The sequence below is a fragment of the Mycobacterium sp. NTMscope_MAC_12 genome, assembly GCF_976985675.1.
Window position 1 is genome coordinate 1,547,287 of record NZ_CDRJYY010000001.1, and the last position, 21,697, is coordinate 1,568,983.

Here is a 21,697-nt window from a genome sequence, read left to right on the forward strand (position 1 = left end):
CCTAGGCCCAACCTCCATGCTGTATGTTGCCGGCTATGGCAGGCGAGGTTCGCGCATACGGTTCGGTCGCTCCCCTGAAAGTCGGCTTGCTCAATGACTATCCGACCTCCGGCGACATGGACAACGACACCTTCGCCGCGCTGCGGCTGGTGATGGACGAAGCCTATGACTCCGGATTGCTCGACCGGCCGATCGAACTCGTCGCGCGCAACGTGGTGGGCCTGCCCAACGGCACTTACCTTGCGGTTGAACGGGCCTTCGACGAACTCGTGGCGGAGGGTTGTCTGGTCATTTTCGGGCCGTGGGTATCGGACAACGTCGTGCCGCTGCGTTCCCATGTCGAGGCCACCGCGCGGGTTCCGATCCTGACATTGTCCGGGTCGGAGGGAGCGCTCGGCGACTGGTGCTTCGCTCTGAACAACGGTTCGATGCCGGAGGAGCCGGTGATGCTGGCCGCGGTGATGATCGGCGATGGTCGATCGCGCATCGCCATCGCGTATGAGGCCTCGCTGATCGGCAAGGAGTACCTCGCCTTCGCTCAAAGAGCCTACGATGCCGCGGGTTTGAAGGTCGTTGCGACCGTGGCGATTCCCCAGGTCGAGGCCGACAAATCCGAGGCGGTCACCGCGTTGCGCGCGTCGGAACCCGACGCGCTGGTGCATGTCGGGTTCGGGCACGGCCTGTGGGGCTTCACGGATGCGCTCCGGACCGCCGGCTGGGATCCACCGCGGTACACGACGACGGCGTTCGAAATGGCACACATCAGCACTGAGTGGATGCGGCATCTATCCGGCTGGATCGGGCTGGACAGCTACGATGAGCGCAACACTGTCGGGCAGGCCTTCCTCGATCGCTTCGAGGCCCGATACGGTCGGCGGCCCGGACACTCGATGCCGGGCCTGTCGCATGATGCGGCGACCGTGATCGTGCGGGGCCTCGCCGCAGCGCGCCCGCTGACCGGCGAGGGGGCGAAGAACGGGATGGAGCAGGTGAAACTCGTCCCGTCGGCCAGCGGCGCACCGGGCACGTTTTTGCGGTTCGGCCGGTTCATTCGACAGGGCTGGATGGGTTCCGACTATCTCGTGGCCCGGCGCGTGCTGCCCGACGGCACCGCGCACGTTTTCCACGCGGCGCCCAGCGACCACATCGCCCGCGCCGTCGCTGTTACGTCACGCTAGTTGGATCGCCCCGAACACCGGTGCGGTCACGATGCCGGGCGGTCGGGCAAGCACGTACGGAATGGCGCGAACCGCGCCCATCGCGATCATCAGATGACCGGGCATGGCGTGCTGGCCCGTCGGCGTCACACCATCGAACGCCACGTCGAGCTGGAGTTCGAAGCTCGGCTCACCTTTGATGACCGCGCGGATCAGCGGCGCCTTCTCACCGGGCGCCAACGGAGCCATACCCCACTGGGGCAGGTCGCGGGTGAGCACCCACTCCTCGTGAATGGCCAGCAGAGGGCGGCCTGACCAGTGGCCAACCCACGAGAAACGCTGCCCGACAACCGTTCCCGCCCTCATCCTGCCGGCCGGGACATCGATATCGTGGGGCAGTGTGGTGGCGTCGACCGCCACATCGATGTGCGAGAGGGTGATCCCGAGGACATCGGCCGTCGCGTTGAGGGCCTGGCGGTAGGCCATGTCGAGCTTCTTGATGATTGGGGAGTCAATGCTGACATCTTCCGGCGGTCTGCCCATACCCATCAGGTCGACGAGCATCGGCCGACTGTTGACGGCTGAGACGTCGGTGGCTTCGTAGAGGTCGATGCGGTCGATTGTCTTACTCAGCCCCGTCACTGTCGCGACGAGTCGCTCGAACATAAAACCGGGGTTCTCGCCGGCGGCGTGGAAGCGTGACCCGCCCTGTTGGCAGGCCCTTGCGAACGCCGCCTCGGTCTCCACGCCGTAGGTGGGTAAGTGGTTGTACGACGTCGTGGTGATGACGGTGTTGCCCGCCACGAGTAGGCGGCAGATGTCCTGCGCGTTCGTCTCGACGGCATGGGCCTTGCTGGCCGCGTGCACGACGACATCGGCGCCCAGCGCGATGATCTCGTCCTTGTCCGCCGTGGCGAACACGCCCGTCGTCGGTGGGAGCCCGCAGAGCGCACCCGCGTCGAGCCCGGCCTTCGCCTGGTCGTACACCAGCACGCCCGCCAGCTGATAACGTGGATTCTCAATAAGCTCTTGCAGTGCGGCCCGACCGACGGCGCCGGTGGCCCATTGCACGACTCGGATAACCAATCGACCGCTCCAGGTTGCGCTTTCGGATTTCTCTGAGGTTCTGGTTGGTTCAACCTACATCATGTAGGTTTGCAACCGACAGCTTGTAGGTTGAGCGGCCTTACGGGAGGTGGCGCGTGGCGGAGCCTACGGTTACCGACGACATCGAGCAGCGCATCCGCGCGGCGCAGGCGAAGTTCAACGCGGGAATGGGTGCCGACGGCGACGCGACCCCGTACCCGCTGCTGCGCGAGCTGCGCCAGAAGGCGGCCGTCCACCCGGGTTGGCCGGAAATGGGTGTTCCCGACGATGGTCCCGACGGCAAGAAGACATTCACGGCGTACTCGTTCGATGCGGTCAAAGCCGTCTTCACCGACAGCATCACGTTCAGCACCCGGATCTACGAGGATATGGTGCGACCACTGCAAGGGCCGACGATCCTGGAAATGCAGAAACCCGAGCACGCGACCTACCGCAAGTTACACGAATTCGCCTTCGCGAGGTCCTCGATGAAACGCTGGGACACCGAACTTGTTGGGCCCGTTGTGGATCGCACCATCGCGAAGTTTCGCGACGACAAGCGCGCCGACCTGGTCGATGCGGTGTTCATGCCGATCCCCGTGCGGATCATCGCCGCCCTTCTCGGGTTGCCCGAATCGGATATCGGTGAGTTTCATCGGCTGGCCATCGATCTGCTGGGCTTTCGTGCCGACATGGAAACGGCGATGAAAGCTTCGGCGGAGATGAAGGAGTACTTCGTCGAAGTCCTTGCCGACCGGCGCAAGTCGCCAAAGGACGACATGGTTACCATCCTGTCTCAGGCCGAGATCGACGGTATCAAAATGTCCGATGAACAAATCTACGGATTCATGCGCAATCTCTTGCCCGCGGGAGCAGAGACCACGTCGCGCTCGACGGCCAGCCTCGCGTTGGGTCTGTTGACCCACACCGACCAACTCGATGCGCTGCGGGCCGATCGCAGCCTGTTGCCGCAGGCGATCGAGGAGGGCATCCGGTGGGAGACGCCGCTGCTCAACTTCATCCGAGAGGTCACCACCGACATCGACTTTTTCGGGCTCCGTATCCCGAAGAGTTCGACGATGATGGTCAACCTCGGCAGCGCCAACCATGACGAGACGCGATGGGAGGATGCCGAGTCCTTCAACATCTTTCGGGACCGCAAGCCGCACATCGGGTTCGGGCACGGGGCGCACCTGTGCCTGGGCATGCACCTGGCGCGGCTGGAGAGCACCAAGATCTTCAACGCGTTGCTCGACAAACTCCCAGGGTTGCGACTCGACCCCGATGCTCCGCCGCCCTACGTGAGCGGCACGATTTTTCGTTCGCCACCACGCCTGGACGTCGTGTGGGATTAGGAATCCTGACATGACTCGCGTGATCCAGCGGGCCACCGGGGTGACCGGGATGATGTCTTTGCGGCACATCGTGAGCCGGCCGGACCTGGAACTGGTCGGTGTGCGGGTCTACGACGCGGGCAAAGCCGGGGTCGATGCGGGCGCGCTGTGCGAGGTCCCGGAAGCAGGGGTGCTGGCGTCCGCCGATCGCAACGCCATCATCGGTACGGATGCCGACGTGGTGCTCTAGCGATGTGAGTTCGCGATCAGATGAAGTCCGATCCGCCGTCGACGTTGACGGTGGCCCCGGTCACGTAGCCGTTTCGTCGTGACGCCAGGTACGTGGTGATGGATGCGATCTCTGCGGGCAATCCGGCACGGCCGACGTCACAGGGATGGCCGTACGTCCGCTCGACCCACGTCATCACGTGCTTGGGATCCGATGAGTCCAACCCCTCCGCGGCAAGCACATCCCGCAAGATCTCGGTGAAACTCGCCGTCACGATGGTACCGGGGCAGATGCAGTTGACGAGAATACCCTCGGCTCCAAGGCTTTTCGATAGGTTCTTGGTGAAGCTCGACAGCGCCGATTTGGTGGCTGTGTAGGCGACCAGGCGCGCGCTCTGGCGTTGAATCGAGTGTGCCGAGAACGTGACGATGCGAGCCCAATCGGCCGATCGCAACATGGGCAGCGCGGCCCGCACCGAGCGCACGGCGGAGAGCGCGCCCAGATCGAAGGCAGCGTGCCAGTCGTCGTCGTCGAGTTCTTCGAATGTGCCCGCGTTCGGTCCGACGGTGTGTACCAGGACATTCAAGCTGTCCCAGGTATGACCGACAGACGCGAACGCCGATGTGATGGACTCGGCATCGGACATGTCGACGGTGATCGTCAACACTTCGGGAGCGCCCGCACTGCGGATTTGCCTCGCAGCCGAGTCCAATGCAGTCTGGCCGCGCGCCATGATCGCCACGGAAGCGCCCTCGGCGCCGAGACTCTCGGCGATCGCCAGCCCCATCCCCTTACTGCCTCCGGTGACGACCGCCGTTGCACCGTCGAAACCTAGGTCCATCGAGCAGTCCTTCCTTTATGCGCTGCCAGTGAAAGTCGGCTGGCTCTTGATGATTCGGGGAGCCAGGTGAACGATCTCGCTGACCACTGTGGGGTTGGCGTGCGAAATGGCGATGAGGGAAAGCATTGCGTTGGCCACGTCTTCGACCGTGGACATCTCGTCCGGAATCTGGCCGCCACGCGCCCAGGCTCGGTATAGATCGGCCAGCAGGTCACGGTCGGCTCCGCGCAGGATTTCGGTGTCACACGTGGGGCCGACGCTGACGCGGATCAGGGCGATCTCGGGATGTTCGGCCCGCCAGGAGCGCAGGATCTCGTCGAGTGCGGCCTTGCTCGCATGATAGGCGGCCACACCCGCGCGGGGACTGCCTACGTCGTGGCTCGACGCGACGACGACCGTGGCGTTGTCGGCCAAGTGGGGGAGGGCCGTCCGCAGTACGTGGGAGGCACCGACAGCGTTGACGGCGTATGCGTGCAGCCACGTGTCCACATCGGTCTCTTCGATCAACGCGAACGGCACCACGGCACTGGTGAATACCACTGCGTCGAGTTTCCCGAATTTGGCAGCAACATCGCTGATGACGGATTCGATGGCGCGCGGATCGGATACGTCGAGCTCATGAGCCGATCCGCCGAGCCGATCGGCCAGCTCTGCCAGGCGGTCTACCCGTCGCGCGGCGAGTGCTACCGTGGCGCCCCTGGAGTTTGCGGCGAGGGCCAGCGCCTGTCCGATCCCGGACGACGCGCCAATGATCAGCATTCGTGTCCCCGCGATGGTGGAGTGCCGGTCGCTCATTCTCTGCCTCCTTTGGGTGATTTCATGAATGACGGCGTTACGGCGATCTTGGCGCTGCCCGTCATCTTCTGCCTCTCTCGCATACGTCCCGTCGGCGCGAATGGCGAACTGGACCGAAGTTGTGATTCGCGCATATAAGGATCGACGTTTTCACTGCGGCTGGTTTTATTGCGTCGCCCAATCGATCGCCCCTCAGCGGCGCGCCAGCAGGCCGCTGAGCTGTTGCGCCAGCTGCGACTTCTTAACCTTTCCTGTCGCGGTGAACGGGAGGTCCTGCTTTGCAGTGACCCAAATGAATTTCGGCACCTTGTACGCCGACAGCCGGTCACGCAGTTGCGTCCGCAAGGACTCGCCGTCCAGCGTGGATTCACCGCGCGGGACCACCGCGGCGGCGACCACCGTTCCGTACTCATCGCTTTCGGCGCCGACCACGTACGCCTCGAGCACACCGTCGCAGTCGGATAGCGCCCGTTCAACTTCGCTGGGTGTGACATTAGTGCCGCCACCCGTCTTGATCAGATCGCCCAACCGGCCGGTAAACCTGATCCAACCGTCGTCGTACTCGACGCCGCAATCGCCCGTGCGGTAGTAGCCGTCGGGGGTGAACACTTCTTCGCGCTCACGCTTGTACAGGCGTTGCATCAATGAGTATCCGCGGACCCAGATCTCGCCCGGCGTGCCGAGAGGCGCCGGCAGTCCTGTGTCGGGGTCGACCAGCACATGTTGCAGCCCTTCGATCGATACGCCGCCTGTTTCGGACCGGTCGGGCGGTTGCGGCACGTAGGGGTCGACCCCGATGTGGTTGCCGCACAGTTCCGTCATCCCTAATGCATTGGGGCCCTTGGGTCGCCGCGAGGGCGGCACCATCGCGGGCATGCTGGTGCGTTGCACCGAGCTCAGATCGCGCACCGAAAAGTCGGGATGTTCGGCCAGGGACTTGCCTTGTTGGGGCCAGCCCAGTGTGATCGTCGCGCGGTGGCGCTCGATGAGCTCGAGGGCCTCGGCGGCATCGAAGGCGGGCTGGGTGACCAGGGTTGCCCCGTGGTGGATCACGGCATTCAATCCGGTGATCAAACCTCCCACCCAGAAGAAGGGCATGGCGGTGAACATCACGTCATCGTGGCTGACGCCGTAGGTGAAAGTGAGGTTGTAGGTATGGCGGACCAGCGTGCCCTGAGTGTGGACGGGTCCCTTCGGATCCCCGGTGCTGCCCGAGGTGTAGATGATCATCACGTCATCGGCCGGCGTTACACACAGTTCCACGTCGACGAGGAAGTCGGCGTCGCCGGCCGACACGTCGCCATCGCCGTTGATCGGCGTCGTCCACACCTGATCGGATGATCCCCAGACCGCGACGGTCCGCAGGAACGGTGCTTTTCGTACCGCGATGCGGCCTGGCTCACGCTGATCGGCCAGCCCTGGCAGAGCTTCCTGCAGGCGCGCGACGAAATCGTGATTGCGGAACCGTGACCACGTCAAGATCGCGCGCAGGTCAGCGTGGCGCGCGGTCCAGGCGAGTTCGGACGCCTTGTAAAAGGTATTGAGCGGAACGGCCACCGCGCCGATGCGCGTGGTGGCAAACCACGCCAACGCCCAGTCGATGCTGTTGGGCATCAAGATTCCGACGTGGTCACCCTTGCCGATGCCCTCCGCTAACAGGGAGATCGCCAGCGCGGCCGAGCGGCGGTCAAGATCGGCATAGGTGAGTACCTGGCCATTGGCAATGAGGAACGGCTTGTCCCCGAAACGTGCCGCGCAGGACCTCACCAGAGCAGGAATCGTGGGCAAGATGTTCGGGAACGGCATGTCCGCAGGATAGTAGCATTTGCGAAAAACGAGAACATTGGTTCTCGCAGCTCGCTCCCCGCTTACAATTTCGCCATGGTCACAGAATCGGGGAATCGCGACATAGTCGATCGATTGGACCGGACCGAATCGTGCCTCGCGATCAGTCAGTTGCCCAGCAGGTACGCGATGGCCCTCGACGCGCGAGATCTCGGTGCCCTGGTGGCGTTGTTCGTCGACGACGTCGATGCGGGTGCCGAGGGTCGGGGCAGAGATGCACTGAAGCGTTGGTACGACAGGGTGCTTCGGCGGTTCTATCGCAGCATCCATCTGATCTGCGGCCACCAATTCGACTTCGTCGACGCTGACCACGCGATCGGATCGGTGTATTGCCGCGCCGAACACGAGGACGGCGACGGGTGGTTCGTGATCACGATGCGATATGACGACGTCTACGAGCGTCGCGACGGTCAGTGGTGCTTCGTCAAGCGAAGGGAACACCCTTGGTACTCGGTCGATGTGACGGAGCGCCCGGGCCCGGAGTTCATGCGCTGGCCTGCCGACGTTCGGTTGCGTGCGGCCATGCCTCACCGGATGCCGACGTGGCGGGACTTCTGGGCCGACGGAGATCCTGCGTTGCCCGAACGGCTCTCGGCGCGCCCATAACGTTCGGTGCTGGCTGCCTCACGCTTCGACGCGGTTTACAAATCCGTGCGAAACTGACATTCTCACTGAATGCAAGCAGGCGTTTCCGCCGTTGCTTACCTGTCGGTGCGCTCGCACCTGTACCACCGCGATCAATGGAGGCCGTCATTTCCGCCGACAAAGTACTCAGTGGCGTCCGCGTCCTAGAGGTTGCCGCGTGGACTTTCGTGCCGTCGGCCGGCGCCGTGCTGGCGGAGTGGGGCGCCGAGGTCATCAAGGTGGAGCCGCGCGAGGGCGGTGACCCACAGCGTGGCCTCGTCACGATGGGCATCGTGGACGAGGGCGGCGGCACGGTCAACTACATGATCGAGATACCGAATCGGGGAAAGAAGTCGATCGGCGTCGACCTGAATACTCCCGGCGGCCAGGACGTCATCCGTAAGCTTGCCGCGACGTGCGACGTGTTCCTCACCAGCTATCTGCCGAGCCGCCGCAAGAAGCTCGGCATCGACGTCGATGACATCCGAGCCGCGAACCCAGGCATCGTCTACGTGCGCGGGTCAGGCCACGGCCCCAAGGGCCCGGATTCGGACAAACCCGGCTACGACGGCGTCTCCTACTGGGCGCGCGGCGGCATCGCCACCGTGCTCACCGACGGTGCCGGCGAGCTGGTGCGGTCGCGACCCGCGTTCGGAGACCTCCTCGGGGGCATGGCGATCGCAGGCGGGATTGCGGCCGCGTTGTACAAGAAGGCGACCACAGGTCAGGGGTCGGTTGTGGATGTCTCCCTGCTCGGGTTGGCGGCCTGGAACCTCAGTCCCGATGTCGCCGTGAGCCAGATCCACGGTGGCAGCTCGATCCCGAACTACAGCCACGCCGACGCGCCCAACCCGTTGGTGGGAACCTACCGCACCAAGGATGGACGTTATGTCCAGCTGATGATGCTGCAACTCGACAAGTTCTACGCCGAAGCGATGCGCGCCATCGGCCTACCCGAACTGGTCGGTGATGAGCGATTCTCCGATCCCGCATCACGATTCGCCAACCGAACGGAACTCATCTCGCGCATGGACGACGTGTTTGCCCAACGCACACTGGCCGAATGGCGCGAACAGCTGGCCGACATTTCGGGCGCCTGGGGAGTGGTGCAGACACCGGGAGAACTTTGCCATGACCCAGCGGTGACCGCGAACGGCTATATCGCGAACACCGCCACGATGAACGGTTCGACGTACTGTCTGCCCACCAACCCGGTCCAGTTCGACGAGCGGGCCGTTGTTCCGCCGGGGGCGCCGGAACACGGCCAGCACACCGAAGAGGTGTTGATGGAGGCCGGCTTGGACTGGGACACCATCGCGAACTACAAGGAAATTGGAGCCATTCTATGAGCGCGACGCCGTCGCAGATCGCTTCTGAGAGTCCTGTCGACTTCGACCCGTTTTCGGAGGACTTCTTCAATGGAGCGTTCGACACCTACCGTCGCCTGCGCGACGAGGCTCCCGTTTATTACAACGCGAAGTGGGACTTCTGGGCCCTGACCCGTTACGACGACGTCGCGTCCGCGACCAAAGACCACGAAACGTTCTCCTCCGCCAAGGGCGCGACATTGGACATGGTGCAGGCGCACGACGATGCGCTGCCGGTGCCCAAGGTGATCATCTCGATGGACCCGCCCGAACATCAGAAGATGCGCCGGCTGGTGAGCAACGTGTTCACCCCCCGTGCCATTGCAGCACTGGAAGACATGGTGCGCGAGAAGGTTTACGAGCGCATCCACGCGCTCGACCCGTCCTCCTTCGACGTGGTGGCCGACTTCTCGGCCTTGTTTCCGAACGAGGTCATCACCACCATGTTGGGAGTGCCGAAGCAGGACCGCGACCAGATTCGTCTCTGGCTCGATCTGCTGCTCGAACGCCGTCCAGGTGAGATCGCCACCACTGCAGAGGGTTTCGAGGCCTCGACGAAGACGGGGATCTATTACTACAACCTGGTGCAGAAGCGCCGTGCCGAACCCTGCGACGACATGATCAGCCGGCTCATCGAGACCGAGATCGAGCGAGACGGGCAGATCGAGAAGCTCACCGATGTGGATATCACCGGATTTGCGACCATGCTCGGGGGAGCGGGGGCGGAGACCGTCACCAAGCTCGTCGGCAACGCCATGGTCGCCTTTTCCGACTTTCCCGACCAGTGGCAGAAGTTGCAGAAGGACCGTAGCAAGATTCCGGCCGCGATCGAAGAGCTGTTGCGTTACGAGGCGCCGTCGCAGTACCAGGTCCGCACCGCCACCCGCGATGTGACGTTGCACGGCAAGACAATTCCCGAGGGCAGCGCCGTGTTGCTCGTCACAGGTTCAGCGACGCGCGATGAGCGAATGTTCCCAGATCCCGATCGGCTCGACATCGACAGGGAGCGCAAGATGGGCTTCAATCTCGCCTTTGGGTACGGCGTGCACAGTTGTTTGGGGGCGGCGTTGGCGCGGATGGAGAGTCGCATCGCCCTAGGCGCGCTGCTCGATCTCCTCCCCGAGTACGAAGTCGATCGCAGCGGGTTGCGGCGGGTGGCAATGTCCAATGTTTGCGGGTGGTCCAATGTGCCCGTGCGCAGAACTAGATGAAGTGTTGCGGACGCCGACATGGGCCAGACGGTGATCGAATTGGCCGACCTCGCCGACGCCGGCGACGAGATCGCCGGAGAATTGCTGGCGTGGCTGTACGGGCGGCTCGCGAGACACAAGTGCCCCGGTCGATTTCATTCACGCGGTGCCTCCCGCGCACCGACGCTAAACGCAACCGCGAGCGCGTCGTGATCGCCGCAAGTCGGTTATTCGCCGAGCAATCGGTGCAACTCAGCGGCCTTGAGCGGAGGCCTGGGACAGGCTTGCTCGCCGCGATCGAATCCCAAAGATGATCGCGCGCAACGTTAGGGGAACGTCACGACGACCTTGTCCGCGGCGCCGGGGGTGGCCGCCAGCCGCAATGCCTCCTCGACGTCATCGAACGGAATCGTGTGACTGACGATGACGGCGTATTTCTGCCAGTTGGTCACCAGATCCTTTGTCACTTCGAAGATTTCGTCTGGATACCCGCAGGATCCGACGATCTCGATTTCGTTGCCCATCACGTTGAGCAGCTCCACGGACACGGGTTCCTTGTGGACGCCCACGATCGTCAATCGCGCGCCCCGCTTCGCCACCGACAGGACGGTGTCGGCGACGGCTTTCGCGCCCGCAGCGTCGAGGTAGACATCGGTCCCGACCCGACCGCCGAACATTGATTCGCCCTCGCCGTGCAGTTCCGAGAGGCGAGCGGCGACGTCCTCCTCGGCGGGATTGATCACGGCGTCGGCGCCGACCTGCAGCGCCTTGTCGAGGCGGCCGGTGATTGGGTCGACCACCACCACGTGGCCCACGCCGAGCGATTTGAACGCCAGCACTGCGCCGAGGCCCACCGGTCCGGCGCCGAAGACGACGACCTTGTCTCCGGTTCGAGGGTTGCAGCGATTGGCGCCGTGTAGGGCGACGGCCATGGGCTCGTTGAGCGCTGCGACCTCCCACGGCACGTGCTCGGGTATCACCTCGAGACTGCGTCCCCGCGCCGCGTTCTCGATGAGTAGGTACGGTGCCAACGCCCCTGTGGTGCCGCCGTTTCCGATGATGCCGCTCGGGGCGCTCATCGGGTTGACGACCACGTGATCCCCGACCTGGATCCCTACGACGTCCGCGCCCACCTCGACGACTTCACCGGCGGGTTCGTGGCCCAGAGGCATGCGGCCCTGCACAGGTGGGACCCCGCCCATGGATATGTAAATCCCGTCGGACCCACACACGCCGCAGGCACGCATTCGCAACAGGACGTCGTTCGGTCCGGTTTGCGGCTTCGGAACGTCGAGTAACCCGGTCTCGCCGACGGCAATGACTGTCGCTTGCTTCATGGCATCGGCCGATCGCCGTCCACGCGCGCGGGATCGGCCGCCCCCATGGCGAAGAAGCTCTCCATTACGGGCTGCATCACGCGGTTGACGAGTTCGATCCGGGGACCGATCGGTCCTTTGCAGTACGCCCAGAGCGTTTCGCCGTCGGGGGTCAGACCCCGCCCCTCGACAGCAAAGTGATTTTCTCGCAGCGCCGCGATGTCGTCATCGATGTCGTCGGACCAGTATCCGAGGTGGTGTAGGCCCGAGGTCGAAGGGGTCCACAGGGTGTTGGGAACGGCCTGGACGAGTTCCAGGCGTGGTTCGGTCAGCGAGAACGCCAGCCGTAGGGGGATGGTGTCGACCCGGCCGTCGAGTTCGACCGTCTGGTCCACCTCGAAAGCCTGAGTCCACCGGTGACCGACTACGTCGGTGAGGAAAGCCATCTCGGCGTCGAAGTCTTCGACGACGAGTCCGCAGTGGTACAGATCGTCTGCCTTCATTCTCGTTGCCCTTCTTCCATTTTCATTGCCTTTCTTCGTGCGCGTTGTGAGACGGTCATCAGATGGATGCGAGTAGTTCGCGCGCTGCTTCGACGCCGGGACGCAGTCGTGCGGCCGCTCCGGTACCGGCGAGGGCCGCTTCGCGTTGCGGCATCTCCAGGCCCACGACGACGTCCTTGGGGAGCTCGGCCAGATACTCCTTCAGGGGCACCTCACCGGCACCCGGGACCAGTCGCTCGTTCATGGCCTCGAAGTTGTAGTCGTCGAATCGGCTGGTCATAGTGGTATCGGACAGCTGGATGTATCCGATGCAGGCCGGCGGAATTTCTGCGAGATCGGCGGGCCGTGCGCCCAACCGGGCGATGTGCATGGTGTCGATCAGCAGGCGGAATTCGGGCCGATCGACGTACTCGACCACCGTCATGCCCGTGCGGAGGTCTCCGACGGTGAAGCCTGGCACGACCTCCGTGACGGTATTCATTTCACGCTGGGCAGCCATCTCGGTGATCGCGGCGAACTCGTCACAACTTCGGCGTAGATCGGGCTCGAAGCTCACGACATTGACTTGCTCGGCGCCGAGCTCGGCCATCAGGTCGAGATCGGCTGCCAGACTGGCGGAGTCGCGTTCGGGCAGGATCAGCAGTCCCTCGCCCAACGAGATCTTCACCCCGGTATCGGCCAGGGCGGCGATCACCTCACGCCGCAGACGTGTGTCGTCCTTGAGCGAATACGTCGGGTAACCCAATTCGGGCAGCGGCACCCCGTACAGCGCCGTGGAGATGTAGTGGCAGCCCAACTCCGCGGTGAGAGAGATGAATTCGAGTGGCGGCATGCCGAAGATGCTCAGGAATTCGATGCCCAGCCGGTCCATGGTGTACTCCGATCGGTGTGATTTCTCAGGCGCCCAGCATGATGAGGCCGCCATCGACGGCGAGCAGTTGACCGGTGATGAACCCAGACCCCTCGCCGGCTAGGAAAACCAGCAGCGGAGCAAGGTCTGTGGCCGGGTCGCCGAGGGCTCCGCGCAATGGGATGGCCAACTTCAGGTTCTCGTCCATGAACGCCGAACCTTCCGGACCGAGAAAGCTACGCAGGCGGTCGGCTCCGGGCGTCTGCATCGCCGGCGCGATCGCGTTCACGGTGATGCCTTCACTGCCCCAGGCCTTGGCGGCGGAGCGCGTCCACGCGTGTACCGCTCCCTTCGTCGCCGCGTAGACCGCCGAGATGGGACTGCCCATGACCGCTTCTGCGGAGCCGAAATTGATGATCCGGCCTCCTGAGCCCTGCATGACCCGGTGGGCGGCTTGATTGACGTGGATGGTCCCGCGCACATTGATCGACACGAGCCGATCGATGTCCGCGTCGGTGATCGTTCCCGCGATGCCCGGTAGCCACAGGCCGGCGGCATGAATGACGGCGTCCAAGCCCCCCATGGCTGCCGCCGCTGCGTCGACCGTCGCGTCCACGCTGGTGACACTGGTGACGTCGCAGCGAAGCCAGGAGGCTGGGGAGCGCTCGGGGGCCGGCGCCTCATGGAAGGTGGCGACGACGTCGGCGCCGGAATTCACGAAGACGTCGACGATGGCCGCGCCGATGCCCGTGGCCGCGCCGGTCACCAGGACTCGTCTGCGTCCGGGTATGTTCGCACCAGTCCCGGGCATGTCACGGAGTCCCTTCAAGCTCGATGTCGAAGGCGGCTAAGTACTCGTCGAACACGGGCCGGATCCCGTCGACGGTCAAGCCGTACTGCTCCAATGAGTAGGCGGCAGAACCGAACCGATCTTGAGGATGTTCGGCAAGCCATCGACGCATCCGCTGAACGGTGTCATCGGTGAGTTCATCGCCGGCCCAGTCGTACAGACTGCGCATCACTGAAATCGGATCACGCATCATCTCCGAGTAATACATGTCGAAGAAGCGGTCATTTCCGATTCGTTCGCGGACTCGAAGCGGGCGGGTGACGTGCGCGCGCATCTGATCGGTGGCCTTGCGGCCGAGCGCGCGCCGATCGATGTCTGCTTCATGCATCACCACCTGCTGGGGCATCATCAGCAGGTTGCACAGCGAACCCGTGGCCTTGAACGGGTCACGATGGGCCCAAATCATACGCACGTCGGGGAACACGGTCAGCAGGGTTTCGATGTGCACCGCGTGCGACGGCATTTTCAGGTTCCAGGTGCCAGGCGCCTTCGACTGCAGGATTTGCAGCACCAACTTCTGATACTCGTAAGTGCTTGTCATGTCCGCTTCGCCGATGAGCCACTCGGAGTATCGAGAAGTGGGCTGCCATGATTCCCACGACAGGGCCTGGAAATCGGCGGCGTGGATGAACATGTCCTCGGTCGGACCATCGGCGTCTTCCCAGTGCGGGATAGCAACTTTGGCCTTCCGCGCCATCTTCAGCATCACCTTCTGCTCTTCGAGGATGGCCAAGCATCGCGGGTCACTCTTCAGAGTCGCAGTGGTCGCGGGCGGCACCGGGTGGATGCACTCCCAGTGCAACAGCGAGCGGCGTGCGGGGTCTTCGCCCAGTAAATAGCTGATCACCGTGGTACCTGTGCGCGGCATCCCAAGGGTGACGAGGGGCCGTTTGATCTCCTGCTCGCGCACTTCGGGGTGGCGCTTCGCGTAGTCGTGCACTTCCAGGCGGCTCGCTAGGACCCGTGCGAAGTTGCTGATCAGGTATTCGCGACCGGAGTCGGTGACCAGCGGCGAGGAGTGAATTTCGTCGAGCAGGATCGCCAACCCCTCCCGCCAGGAATCGGAATCGATTTCGTGTAAACCGCTGCGCTGCTGCGCGAGGCGCAGGACGTCATCGGGGCTGCGGACCGCACGGTAATCCACCGCGGGCGGCGTGTCGGTGCTCATACCGTCAGGTACCCTCCGTCGACGGCGATGGTGGTTCCGGTGATGTACCTGGCCGGTTCACTACAGAGGAATAGCACTGCCGCCCAACAGTCTTCAGGCTTTCCCGGACGCCCGAGCGGAGTATGGAATCCGATTTCGACGTCGACGACTTGCGGGAGGTTGATACCGGGGTCACTCAGTCGCGTGTGGATGAGGCCAGGTGCGACGGCGTTGACGCGGATGCCGTCGTTGCACCAGCGTCGCGCGAGATTCCATGTCAGTGCGGTGAGTGCCGCTTTCGACGATCCATATCCCGGTGACAGGATCGCCGAGCGGAACGCCGACATTGAGGTGGTGTTGACGACGTTGGCTCCGCCGGGTGCCGTGCTGCTCTTGAGCAGACCCTCGCATGCCATAGTCAAACGCATCGCGCCGAAGAGGTTCTGCGTCAGGGATAGGGCGAAGCCCTCGGGGGTCCATTCATCCTTCCACTCCGGGAAGGGGCCGCCCGCGTTGTTGACCAGGATGTCCGGTTCGCCAAGCGATTCGGCGAGGTCGTCGACCGATTTTTCGTCGCGGATCTGGCATTGCCGGTAGGTGAATGCGCTCAGGTCGTCGTCATAGTCTTCGGTGGAGGCACGGGTCCCGGTGATGGTCACGGCGGCACCCGCTTTGGCGAATTGGGTGGTAATCTCCTGTCCGATACCGCTCGTGCCACCGGTGACGAGAACCTTGGCGCCGACGAAGTCGAAGGTGACCGCGTTCATGCCGATAATCCTTTGATGGAGTGCTGGATCCAGGCCTTCACCCAGAAGTTGTCTGCATCGCTGAGCAGGCGCTCGTGTGCGGCAATGGCGACGTCCTTGGCGGCCGCATTGGTGTCGTCGCCGGCCAGAATTAGATCGGTTAGGTGCAGCGCCTCGACCGCCTGGCCGGCATCTAAACGCGAGCGGGCGGCCGCGACGAGCCGTTCGGCGCCAGCGGCCGCCACGACGTCTGGCGCGACCGACCACGGCGGGATGGGGAACAGCTCGGTGGTGGAGCGGTGGTGGAACCAGCCGCCGTAGAGCTCCCAGATGGCGCGGGAGTTCCACGTGGTCCGCCCGTAACCCTCGCCGACGTCGAAACGTTCGGGCAGGCGGATTTCGTTCATCAGGCTGTAGATATCGGAGCCCGACACCATGGCATCGATGACGCGGTCGTGTACCCACTGCATGGCATCGCGCATGGCGGTGACCTCGGTCGCGATAAGGTCCGCACCTTCGATGGGGTCAAAGTGCCCGGTGATGAGGCGATCGGGCTGCAGGGACAGCACCAGATCGAGCGCCTCGATGTACTGGATCGGATCGCGATACCGATCACCGCGGATCGTCACGAGATTTGGGACGTGACCGAACAGCGGGCCAAACAGGTTACCGGTGAACAGGACTCGGCTGTCTGGTAACCATGCGACCAGCGCATCGGTGGTTTCGCCTCCGGGCGTCCAGTGCAGGTCCACTTGCCTTCCGCCGACGTTCAGACCAAGGTGACGATCGAACGTGATAGTCGGTTCAGGAAAAGACATGTCGAAAAGCGACATGTCGACGTCCTTGAGGTGTTCGAGCGTGGCTCTGGTGAATTTCTCGAAGGCGAAGGCGGTGTTGCGCACACGGGCCGGCATTAGTCGTTCGTTGTCGTCGCGCCAGTAGTAATAGTTGGCGTGCATCACCACCGCCGTGTCTGGGTCTCGGAGCGCGGCCGCTCCGCCCCAGTGATCAGCGTGGCCCTGCGTGACGATGATCGTGTGGGTCGGCCCCGGCACCGCCTGGTAGGCGTCGCGATGCAGTGGCCCCTCGTAGAAAACTCCGGTGTTGATGATGATCCGCCCGCTGCCGGTCTCTACGGCATAGGTGTTCGACACTCCCGGTGACATCCAGATGCCATCGCCCAGCGATGTCGCTGGCTGACCCGATGCGGCAGCAATCGCCTCGACGCCGGGTCGGCGGTGATGAATTGACCCCATACGCCGTACTTCCTCTCCGCCAGCCGCGCGGCGTGGTTCAGCGGGCCGGACTATGCTATATCGAATATTCGATATAGCATCGATATCATGACACCGAGCGTAACCTTGGATTCCCAACCGCGTCAATCCGTTTCGCCACCCACCGATCGGGTGGTCGCCGTCATGAGCCTGCTGGGTGGTGCCCCCGACCGTTGCTTCACGGTCACCGAAGTCGGCCGAGCGTTGGAAATCAGCAGAGCGACCGCACACGCAGTGCTGAATGCACTGGCCGTTCACGACTGGGTAATTCGGGACCCCGAGACTGGTCAATTCAGTTGCGGCCCGGCCATCGAGGCATTGGCTCGTCCCTCCGGAGCGGGACGACGTCTCGTCCGGGGCCGCCTGGCCGAACTGGCGACTGAACTTCAGATGCAGGTTCTGCTGGTACGGCGCAACGGAACCGACATGACGGTGATCGAGACCGCTGGCCAGACGGCGACGGCTGCCCAGGTAGGCCTCGGCTTCCACATCCCGTTTTTGGCCCCTTTCGGCCGCGAGTTCGTCGCGTGGGCCGATGACCAAACGCATGGGGCTTGGCTCGCACGCTTGAAATCGGCGACGCCCGAATTTCGTTCTCGTATGGACGAAGTACTGGCGGACGTACGCGACCGCGGCTACGCCATCGAGCGTCTGAGCCCTGAATGGCTGCGGGTGCACACTGCGCTTCAAGCGCTGAGCGGGCATGGTGACATCGACATCGTGACCACCAGCCTCGCCACTGCCATCGCCGACGGCACCGTGGTCGACTTCCTAACCAGGGAGCTTCACCCTGGCCAATTGAATGAAGTGGCCATGGTGATGGCTCCGGTGCGGAACACCGACGGCGCGGTCGTCATGTCGGCCTCGGCGATCCCCTTCGCGTCGCTGGAAGCGACCGCCGTGAAGGAGTTAGGTCAGCGGATGTGTCACGCCGCCGCCGAACTCGAAACGGTCATCGCTCGCTACGAGGCGACGTAAATGCCGGCACCGGACAAACTCCCGTGTGAGCTGACCGTCTGACCGGATTTTCTAGTGTCGTGAGTCAATTCGCTTGCAGTAGTTCACGGCGGGTCCACGCCCTCAACTGCTCACGCTAGGCGCTAGACAAAACCACAGCCGCAGCAGCAGGGCCCGGCACAGGCCAAGCCAACTATCCGAATGCGGGTTAACGACTCACGACACTAGCGCCTCTTGAGTCCGTCACTCAGAAATCCCCGCACGACGTGGGCGCGGACGAAGTCGGCGACCACGTCGTCGTCACTCATGTCAAGATACGGCGATTCAGTCGTGAACAGCGAGAACAGCATTCGCGCAAACCACTCCGTTGCCGACCGGATGTCGAGGTCACCGCGGACCTCGCCCGTCAGCCGTGCGGCGGAGACGTACGGCGCAAGAAACTCGCCGCATTCCTGTAGGAGGGTCGACGCGTTCTTGGTCAACATCAGGCTGACTACTTCTTGGTCGAAATAGGATTCTGGCTCCACCACCCGGCGGGCCTGGGTGACGAAAACGCCCGCCCGGACCAGTTTTTCCTCCAGGGTGCTGCCGCCATGGCGGTCGATTGCCTTGGCCAGCCTGCGATAGAAGCGCTGAGACGCCGCCTCCGCACAAGCCCCCACAATCGTCTCCTTGTCCGGGAAGTACTCGTAGAAGGTGCTCCTGGAGACTTCTGCGGTGCGCACGATGTCGACGATCGTCGTCTTCCGCAATCCTTGCGTGCGGAAGCAGGCGAACGCGGCCGAGATGAGCACCTCGCGGGTGTCGACCCCAGTCGCGTACGTCATCTGAAACTTTCCGCGCTCAGTGATCGGGTGCGAGGATCAGTCCGCTCGTCGGAACGCCCGTACCCGACGTGACTAGCACGTGTTCGACGTTGGCCACCTGATTGTGCGACGTGCCGCGCACCTGCCGGACGCCCTCAGTAATCCCGTTCATGCCATGGATGTACGCCTCGCCGAGCAGTCCACCGTTGGTGTTGATCGGCATCCGGCCGCCCAGCGACAGTTCTTCGACCGAGACGAAGTCCTTGGCTTCCCCGCGGCCGCAGAATCCGAGCTCCTCGAGTTGAGTGAAGACGAATGGCGTGAAGTGGTCGTAGAGGAAGGCCGTCGAGATGTCTTGCGGTTTAAGACCGGAATCCCGCCACAGCTTGTCGCCGACGACGCCCATTTCGGGCAGGCCCGTGATCTCCTCGCGGTAGTAGCTGGTCATCACCTCGCCGTCGTAGGCGGCGCCTTGCGCGGCGGCTGCGATGACGGCGGGCGGCTTGGCCAGGTCGCGGGCGCGCTCGACGCTCGTCACCACCATGGCAACGCCGCCGTCGCTTTCCTGGCAGCAGTCGAGCAATCTCAGCACGGGTTCGATGATCCACCGCGATTGCTGGTGCTGCTCAAGGGTTATCGGCTTCTGGTAGAACCAGGCGTCGGGGTTCTTCGCGGCATGCTTGCGGTCGATGACGGAGATTTTGCCGAAATCGGCGTTGGTGACGCCGTATGTCGTCATGTAGCGCTGAGCGTGCAACGCCACCCACGCGGCCGGCGTCATGAACCCGAACGGCGCATAGGGTGCCATCCATAGCGGAGTCACGCCCGGCTGGCGGCCGGCACCACCGAAGCGGAATCCGGAGCGCTCGTTGAAGGCGCGGTAGCACACCACCGCTTCTGCGACGCCCGTCGCGACCGCCATCGCGGCCTGCATCACCGTTCCCGCGGCCGCGCCACCGCCGTGTGGGACCCGGGTGAAGAAAGTCAGATCCCGGATCCCGACATTGCGGGCGACCTCGATCTCCTCGTTGTCGTCGACGCTGAAGGTGACCATGCCGTCGATGTCGGCGGGACGAAGGCCGGCGTCGCCGATGGCGGCTTTGACTGCCTCGCAGGCCAGTTGCATCTCACTGCGGCCCGATTCCTTGGAGAACTCGGTTTGTCCGATCCCGACGAGGGCGGCCTTGCCGCCAATCCCGCTGGAGTCCCTGTTCATGCATCCACGCCTTCGAGCAAGCTGAGCACCGCGGTTCCGGAGACGTGGTCGCCGAGGCTGTTGGTGCCCTTGAAGGTGACCTCGATGAATCCTTCGCCGTCGCCCGACGATTTGTCCGTGACGGATCCCGTGAAGCGCATCGGGTCATTCGGGTATGCCGGTACGCCGAGCCGGATGGACAACTTTCTGATCATCGCCTCGGGGCCCGCCCAGTCATGGAGGAACTTCACGCAAAGCCCGTTGGTCGTCAAGATATTCAAGAAGATGTCTTTGGATCCCTGGGAATTCGCGAAGTCGCGGTCATGGTGTACGGGCATGTAGTCACGGGATGCGATGGCGCCTGCCACGATCAGTGTGGTGGTCACCGGAACGTCCATCGGGGTGACTTCGTCGCCAACGTTGATGGAATTCCATGCGAGCGTGGTGGTGCGGTCGACGGTGGAGGTCATTTGCTTCCTTCCGGGTATGTTGCGCCGAGCCGGGCGAGTTGTTGGGGGGCAGAGCCGAGCGCGAGCTCGATCTGCTTGGCCCACAGGAAATAGCGGTGCAGCGGGTAGGTGACGTCGATGCCCATGCCGCCGTGGACCTGTTGGGCTGATGCGACGACCCGGGCTCCCGCTTCAGCGGCCCAGAATTTGGCGATGGCGGCCTCGCGGACCGCGGGCCGTCCTTCCGCGATCAGCCACGCCGCGTGCCAGGTGGTCCATCGAATCGCCTCGACGTCGATGAATGCATCGGCCAGCCGCTGCTGCACGGCCTGGAATGAACCGATCGGCCTACCGAACTGCTCGCGTTCACTGGTGTACGACGCCGCGATCTTCAGGGCGCGTTCGGTCACGCCGACCTGCATCGCGCATAGGCCGACGAGCGCCCTGGTGTAGAGCGAGCCGACGGCATCCGCACCGCTTGACCCGTTGAGGCGATGTCCGACAGCATGGGAGAGTTCGACGTCAGCGTAGGGCTCACCATTGGTGGTTATTGCCGGTGTGACGACGACGCCCTCGGTGGCCGTCTCGACGACGAACAGCCCAGGGCCGTCGTCGGCTCGGGCCGAGACGATGATGGCGTCGGCAAGCTGGGCGGCGGGCACGAGCTCCTTGACGCCGTCCAGGATCCAGGCGCCTCCATCGGGCCGTGCGGTGGTGCGTGGGACGGCCGGGTCGGAGCTTCCCGGTTCGGCGAGCGCAGCGGTCAGGATTGTGCTGCCGTCGACCACTTTCGGCAGGTATTGTTGCTGGATAGTCGAGTCACCATGCCGCGCAATCGTATCCGCGCCGAGCACCAGGGTCGCATAGACCGGAACCGGCGCAACGCTCCAGCCGACCTCCGCGAGCAGCACGCCGAGGTCGAGGAAGCTGCCACCGCTGCCGCCGACGGATTCGGGTAGCGCGATGCCCAGCAAGTCCGACGACGCCAGCTCCCGCCACAGCGCGGGGTCGAAACGGATCTCGCCCGATTCGAACTCGGTGAGCTGCTCGGTGGTGGCGCGGTGCTCGAAGAGCTGGCGGGCCACCTTGCCGACGGTCTCTTGTTCTTCGGTGAAGGAAAAATCCATGTTCGCCTG

23 protein-coding genes are annotated in these 21,697 nt (G+C 63.8%); 8 read left to right on the plus strand and 15 right to left on the minus strand.

The annotated features are described in order from the left end of the window. Window positions 1-35 precede the first annotated feature (35 nt). Window positions 36-1,178 carry an ABC transporter substrate-binding protein gene (locus tag AC0KS4_RS07170; RefSeq protein ID WP_225327017.1) on the plus strand — a complete coding sequence of 381 codons (1,143 nt, stop codon included), beginning with the start codon at window positions 36-38 and terminating at the stop codon, window positions 1,176-1,178. Here the strand turns inward: AC0KS4_RS07170 and AC0KS4_RS07175 are convergent. Beyond that, the gene (locus AC0KS4_RS07175) at window positions 1,170-2,228 is read right to left on the minus strand and encodes a dihydrodipicolinate synthase (RefSeq protein WP_238957672.1); all 1,059 of its coding nucleotides are present in this window, start codon (window positions 2,226-2,228) and stop codon (window positions 1,170-1,172) included. The genes AC0KS4_RS07170 and AC0KS4_RS07175 overlap by 9 nt on opposite strands. A gap of 131 nt (window positions 2,229-2,359) precedes the next feature. On the opposite strand from AC0KS4_RS07175, the gene AC0KS4_RS07180 reads away from it, so the two are divergent. Both AC0KS4_RS07180 and AC0KS4_RS07185 read left to right on the plus strand, forming a co-directional pair. Then, entirely contained in the window at window positions 2,360-3,598 is a 1,239-nt protein-coding gene (locus AC0KS4_RS07180; RefSeq protein WP_238957674.1) for a cytochrome P450, read from the plus strand. 10 nt (window positions 3,599-3,608) lie between these two features. Next, window positions 3,609-3,827: a hypothetical protein gene (locus AC0KS4_RS07185; protein ID WP_238957675.1), complete on the plus strand. Its 219-nt coding sequence runs from the start codon at window positions 3,609-3,611 to the stop codon at window positions 3,825-3,827. Window positions 3,828-3,843: 16 nt separating this feature from the next. Here the strand turns inward: AC0KS4_RS07185 and AC0KS4_RS07190 are convergent, their stop codons facing one another. The 3 genes from AC0KS4_RS07190 to AC0KS4_RS07200 all read right to left on the minus strand — a co-directional run bounded on the left by AC0KS4_RS07190 (window position 3,844) and on the right by AC0KS4_RS07200 (window position 7,248). Further along, a complete protein-coding gene (locus AC0KS4_RS07190; protein ID WP_238957677.1) occupies window positions 3,844-4,647 on the minus strand; it encodes an SDR family NAD(P)-dependent oxidoreductase in 804 nt (267 codons plus the stop codon). 15 nt (window positions 4,648-4,662) lie between these two features. After that, on the minus strand, window positions 4,663-5,442 hold the full coding sequence (locus AC0KS4_RS07195) for an SDR family oxidoreductase (protein WP_225327012.1): 780 nt from the start codon (window positions 5,440-5,442) through the stop codon (window positions 4,663-4,665). A 192-nt stretch (window positions 5,443-5,634) separates the two neighbouring features. Further along, the gene (locus AC0KS4_RS07200) at window positions 5,635-7,248 is read right to left on the minus strand and encodes a class I adenylate-forming enzyme family protein (RefSeq protein ID WP_225327011.1); all 1,614 of its coding nucleotides are present in this window, start codon (window positions 7,246-7,248) and stop codon (window positions 5,635-5,637) included. A 168-nt stretch (window positions 7,249-7,416) separates the two neighbouring features. Here AC0KS4_RS07200 and AC0KS4_RS07205 point away from each other — a divergent pair, with 168 nt between their 5' ends. The 4 genes from AC0KS4_RS07205 to AC0KS4_RS07220 all read left to right on the plus strand — a co-directional run bounded on the left by AC0KS4_RS07205 (window position 7,417) and on the right by AC0KS4_RS07220 (window position 10,681). Next, window positions 7,417-7,893 carry a nuclear transport factor 2 family protein gene (locus AC0KS4_RS07205; RefSeq protein WP_255641388.1) on the plus strand — a complete coding sequence of 159 codons (477 nt, stop codon included), beginning with the start codon at window positions 7,417-7,419 and terminating at the stop codon, window positions 7,891-7,893. 134 nt (window positions 7,894-8,027) lie between these two features. Then, entirely contained in the window at window positions 8,028-9,260 is a 1,233-nt protein-coding gene (locus AC0KS4_RS07210; RefSeq protein WP_225327009.1) for a CaiB/BaiF CoA transferase family protein, read from the plus strand. Continuing rightward, window positions 9,257-10,489, plus strand: coding sequence for a cytochrome P450 (locus AC0KS4_RS07215; protein ID WP_238957679.1), 1,233 nt, complete (start codon window positions 9,257-9,259; stop codon window positions 10,487-10,489). Before AC0KS4_RS07210 ends, AC0KS4_RS07215 begins: the two co-directional genes overlap by 4 nt. Window positions 10,490-10,507: 18 nt before the next feature. After that, window positions 10,508-10,681, plus strand: coding sequence for a hypothetical protein (locus AC0KS4_RS07220; RefSeq protein WP_225327007.1), 174 nt, complete (start codon window positions 10,508-10,510; stop codon window positions 10,679-10,681). A 113-nt stretch (window positions 10,682-10,794) separates the two neighbouring features. On the opposite strand, the gene AC0KS4_RS07225 is transcribed toward AC0KS4_RS07220, so the two are convergent. From AC0KS4_RS07225 to AC0KS4_RS07255, 7 genes are read right to left on the minus strand one after another with little or no spacing between them, the layout of a single operon-like run. After that, on the minus strand, window positions 10,795-11,805 hold the full coding sequence (locus AC0KS4_RS07225; RefSeq protein ID WP_225327006.1) for a zinc-dependent alcohol dehydrogenase: 1,011 nt from the start codon (window positions 11,803-11,805) through the stop codon (window positions 10,795-10,797). Then, entirely contained in the window at window positions 11,802-12,287 is a 486-nt protein-coding gene (locus AC0KS4_RS07230) for a VOC family protein (protein ID WP_225327005.1), read from the minus strand. The genes AC0KS4_RS07225 and AC0KS4_RS07230 overlap by 4 nt, the downstream gene beginning before the upstream one ends. A gap of 58 nt (window positions 12,288-12,345) precedes the next feature. After that, window positions 12,346-13,158 carry a sugar phosphate isomerase/epimerase family protein gene (locus tag AC0KS4_RS07235; protein WP_225327004.1) on the minus strand — a complete coding sequence of 271 codons (813 nt, stop codon included), beginning with the start codon at window positions 13,156-13,158 and terminating at the stop codon, window positions 12,346-12,348. Between the two features lie 25 nt (window positions 13,159-13,183). After that, window positions 13,184-13,948 carry an SDR family NAD(P)-dependent oxidoreductase gene (locus AC0KS4_RS07240; RefSeq protein ID WP_225327003.1) on the minus strand — a complete coding sequence of 255 codons (765 nt, stop codon included), beginning with the start codon at window positions 13,946-13,948 and terminating at the stop codon, window positions 13,184-13,186. 1 nt (window position 13,949) lies between these two features. Next, the gene (locus AC0KS4_RS07245) at window positions 13,950-15,155 is read right to left on the minus strand and encodes a sulfotransferase family protein (RefSeq protein ID WP_225327002.1); all 1,206 of its coding nucleotides are present in this window, start codon (window positions 15,153-15,155) and stop codon (window positions 13,950-13,952) included. Further along, a complete protein-coding gene (locus AC0KS4_RS07250) occupies window positions 15,152-15,901 on the minus strand; it encodes an SDR family NAD(P)-dependent oxidoreductase (protein ID WP_225327001.1) in 750 nt (249 codons plus the stop codon). Before AC0KS4_RS07250 ends, AC0KS4_RS07245 begins: the two co-directional genes overlap by 4 nt. Continuing rightward, on the minus strand, window positions 15,898-17,136 hold the full coding sequence (locus tag AC0KS4_RS07255; protein ID WP_014384318.1) for an alkyl sulfatase dimerization domain-containing protein: 1,239 nt from the start codon (window positions 17,134-17,136) through the stop codon (window positions 15,898-15,900). The genes AC0KS4_RS07250 and AC0KS4_RS07255 overlap by 4 nt, the downstream gene beginning before the upstream one ends. Window positions 17,137-17,223: 87 nt before the next feature. Between AC0KS4_RS07255 and AC0KS4_RS07260 the strand changes: the two genes are divergently transcribed. Then, window positions 17,224-18,132, plus strand: coding sequence for a helix-turn-helix domain-containing protein (locus AC0KS4_RS07260; RefSeq protein ID WP_225327000.1), 909 nt, complete (start codon window positions 17,224-17,226; stop codon window positions 18,130-18,132). A 203-nt stretch (window positions 18,133-18,335) separates the two neighbouring features. On the opposite strand, the gene AC0KS4_RS07265 is transcribed toward AC0KS4_RS07260, so the two are convergent. From AC0KS4_RS07265 to AC0KS4_RS07280, 4 genes are read right to left on the minus strand one after another with little or no spacing between them, the layout of a single operon-like run. After that, entirely contained in the window at window positions 18,336-18,938 is a 603-nt protein-coding gene (locus tag AC0KS4_RS07265) for a TetR/AcrR family transcriptional regulator (protein WP_225326999.1), read from the minus strand. Window positions 18,939-18,954: 16 nt separating this feature from the next. Continuing rightward, window positions 18,955-20,133 carry a lipid-transfer protein gene (locus tag AC0KS4_RS07270; RefSeq protein ID WP_225326998.1) on the minus strand — a complete coding sequence of 393 codons (1,179 nt, stop codon included), beginning with the start codon at window positions 20,131-20,133 and terminating at the stop codon, window positions 18,955-18,957. Then, window positions 20,130-20,582 (minus strand): MaoC family dehydratase, encoded by a 453-nt coding sequence (locus tag AC0KS4_RS07275; RefSeq protein WP_225326997.1) that lies wholly within the window; start codon window positions 20,580-20,582, stop codon window positions 20,130-20,132. Before AC0KS4_RS07275 ends, AC0KS4_RS07270 begins: the two co-directional genes overlap by 4 nt. Beyond that, on the minus strand, window positions 20,579-21,688 hold the full coding sequence (locus AC0KS4_RS07280) for an acyl-CoA dehydrogenase family protein (protein WP_225326996.1): 1,110 nt from the start codon (window positions 21,686-21,688) through the stop codon (window positions 20,579-20,581). Before AC0KS4_RS07280 ends, AC0KS4_RS07275 begins: the two co-directional genes overlap by 4 nt. Window positions 21,689-21,697 lie beyond the last annotated feature (9 nt).

Excerpts from the sequence above, each read along its gene's own strand:
- AC0KS4_RS07205 (WP_255641388.1), top strand. The coding sequence starts at position 7,417 with ATGGCCCTCGACGCGCGAGATCTCGGTGCCCTGGTGGCGTTGTTCGTC.
- AC0KS4_RS07185 (WP_238957675.1), top strand. The coding sequence starts at position 3,609 with ATGACTCGCGTGATCCAGCGGGCCACCGGGGTGACCGGGATGATGTCT.
- AC0KS4_RS07200 (WP_225327011.1), bottom strand. The coding sequence starts at position 7,248 with ATGCCGTTCCCGAACATCTTGCCCACGATTCCTGCTCTGGTGAGGTCC.
- AC0KS4_RS07170 (WP_225327017.1), top strand. The coding sequence starts at position 36 with ATGGCAGGCGAGGTTCGCGCATACGGTTCGGTCGCTCCCCTGAAAGTC.
- AC0KS4_RS07245 (WP_225327002.1), bottom strand. The coding sequence starts at position 15,155 with ATGAGCACCGACACGCCGCCCGCGGTGGATTACCGTGCGGTCCGCAGC.
- AC0KS4_RS07195 (WP_225327012.1), bottom strand. The coding sequence starts at position 5,442 with ATGAGCGACCGGCACTCCACCATCGCGGGGACACGAATGCTGATCATT.
- AC0KS4_RS07265 (WP_225326999.1), bottom strand. The coding sequence starts at position 18,938 with ATGACGTACGCGACTGGGGTCGACACCCGCGAGGTGCTCATCTCGGCC.
- AC0KS4_RS07255 (WP_014384318.1), bottom strand. The coding sequence starts at position 17,136 with ATGGGGTCAATTCATCACCGCCGACCCGGCGTCGAGGCGATTGCTGCC.
- AC0KS4_RS07225 (WP_225327006.1), bottom strand. The coding sequence starts at position 11,805 with ATGAAGCAAGCGACAGTCATTGCCGTCGGCGAGACCGGGTTACTCGAC.
- AC0KS4_RS07235 (WP_225327004.1), bottom strand. The coding sequence starts at position 13,158 with ATGGACCGGCTGGGCATCGAATTCCTGAGCATCTTCGGCATGCCGCCA.
- AC0KS4_RS07250 (WP_225327001.1), bottom strand. The coding sequence starts at position 15,901 with ATGAACGCGGTCACCTTCGACTTCGTCGGCGCCAAGGTTCTCGTCACC.
- AC0KS4_RS07270 (WP_225326998.1), bottom strand. The coding sequence starts at position 20,133 with ATGAACAGGGACTCCAGCGGGATTGGCGGCAAGGCCGCCCTCGTCGGG.
- AC0KS4_RS07275 (WP_225326997.1), bottom strand. The coding sequence starts at position 20,582 with ATGACCTCCACCGTCGACCGCACCACCACGCTCGCATGGAATTCCATC.
- AC0KS4_RS07210 (WP_225327009.1), top strand. The coding sequence starts at position 8,028 with ATGGAGGCCGTCATTTCCGCCGACAAAGTACTCAGTGGCGTCCGCGTC.
- AC0KS4_RS07260 (WP_225327000.1), top strand. The coding sequence starts at position 17,224 with ATGACACCGAGCGTAACCTTGGATTCCCAACCGCGTCAATCCGTTTCG.
- AC0KS4_RS07190 (WP_238957677.1), bottom strand. The coding sequence starts at position 4,647 with ATGGACCTAGGTTTCGACGGTGCAACGGCGGTCGTCACCGGAGGCAGT.
- AC0KS4_RS07230 (WP_225327005.1), bottom strand. The coding sequence starts at position 12,287 with ATGAAGGCAGACGATCTGTACCACTGCGGACTCGTCGTCGAAGACTTC.
- AC0KS4_RS07220 (WP_225327007.1), top strand. The coding sequence starts at position 10,508 with ATGGGCCAGACGGTGATCGAATTGGCCGACCTCGCCGACGCCGGCGAC.
- AC0KS4_RS07215 (WP_238957679.1), top strand. The coding sequence starts at position 9,257 with ATGAGCGCGACGCCGTCGCAGATCGCTTCTGAGAGTCCTGTCGACTTC.
- AC0KS4_RS07240 (WP_225327003.1), bottom strand. The coding sequence starts at position 13,948 with ATGCCCGGGACTGGTGCGAACATACCCGGACGCAGACGAGTCCTGGTG.
- AC0KS4_RS07280 (WP_225326996.1), bottom strand. The coding sequence starts at position 21,688 with ATGGATTTTTCCTTCACCGAAGAACAAGAGACCGTCGGCAAGGTGGCC.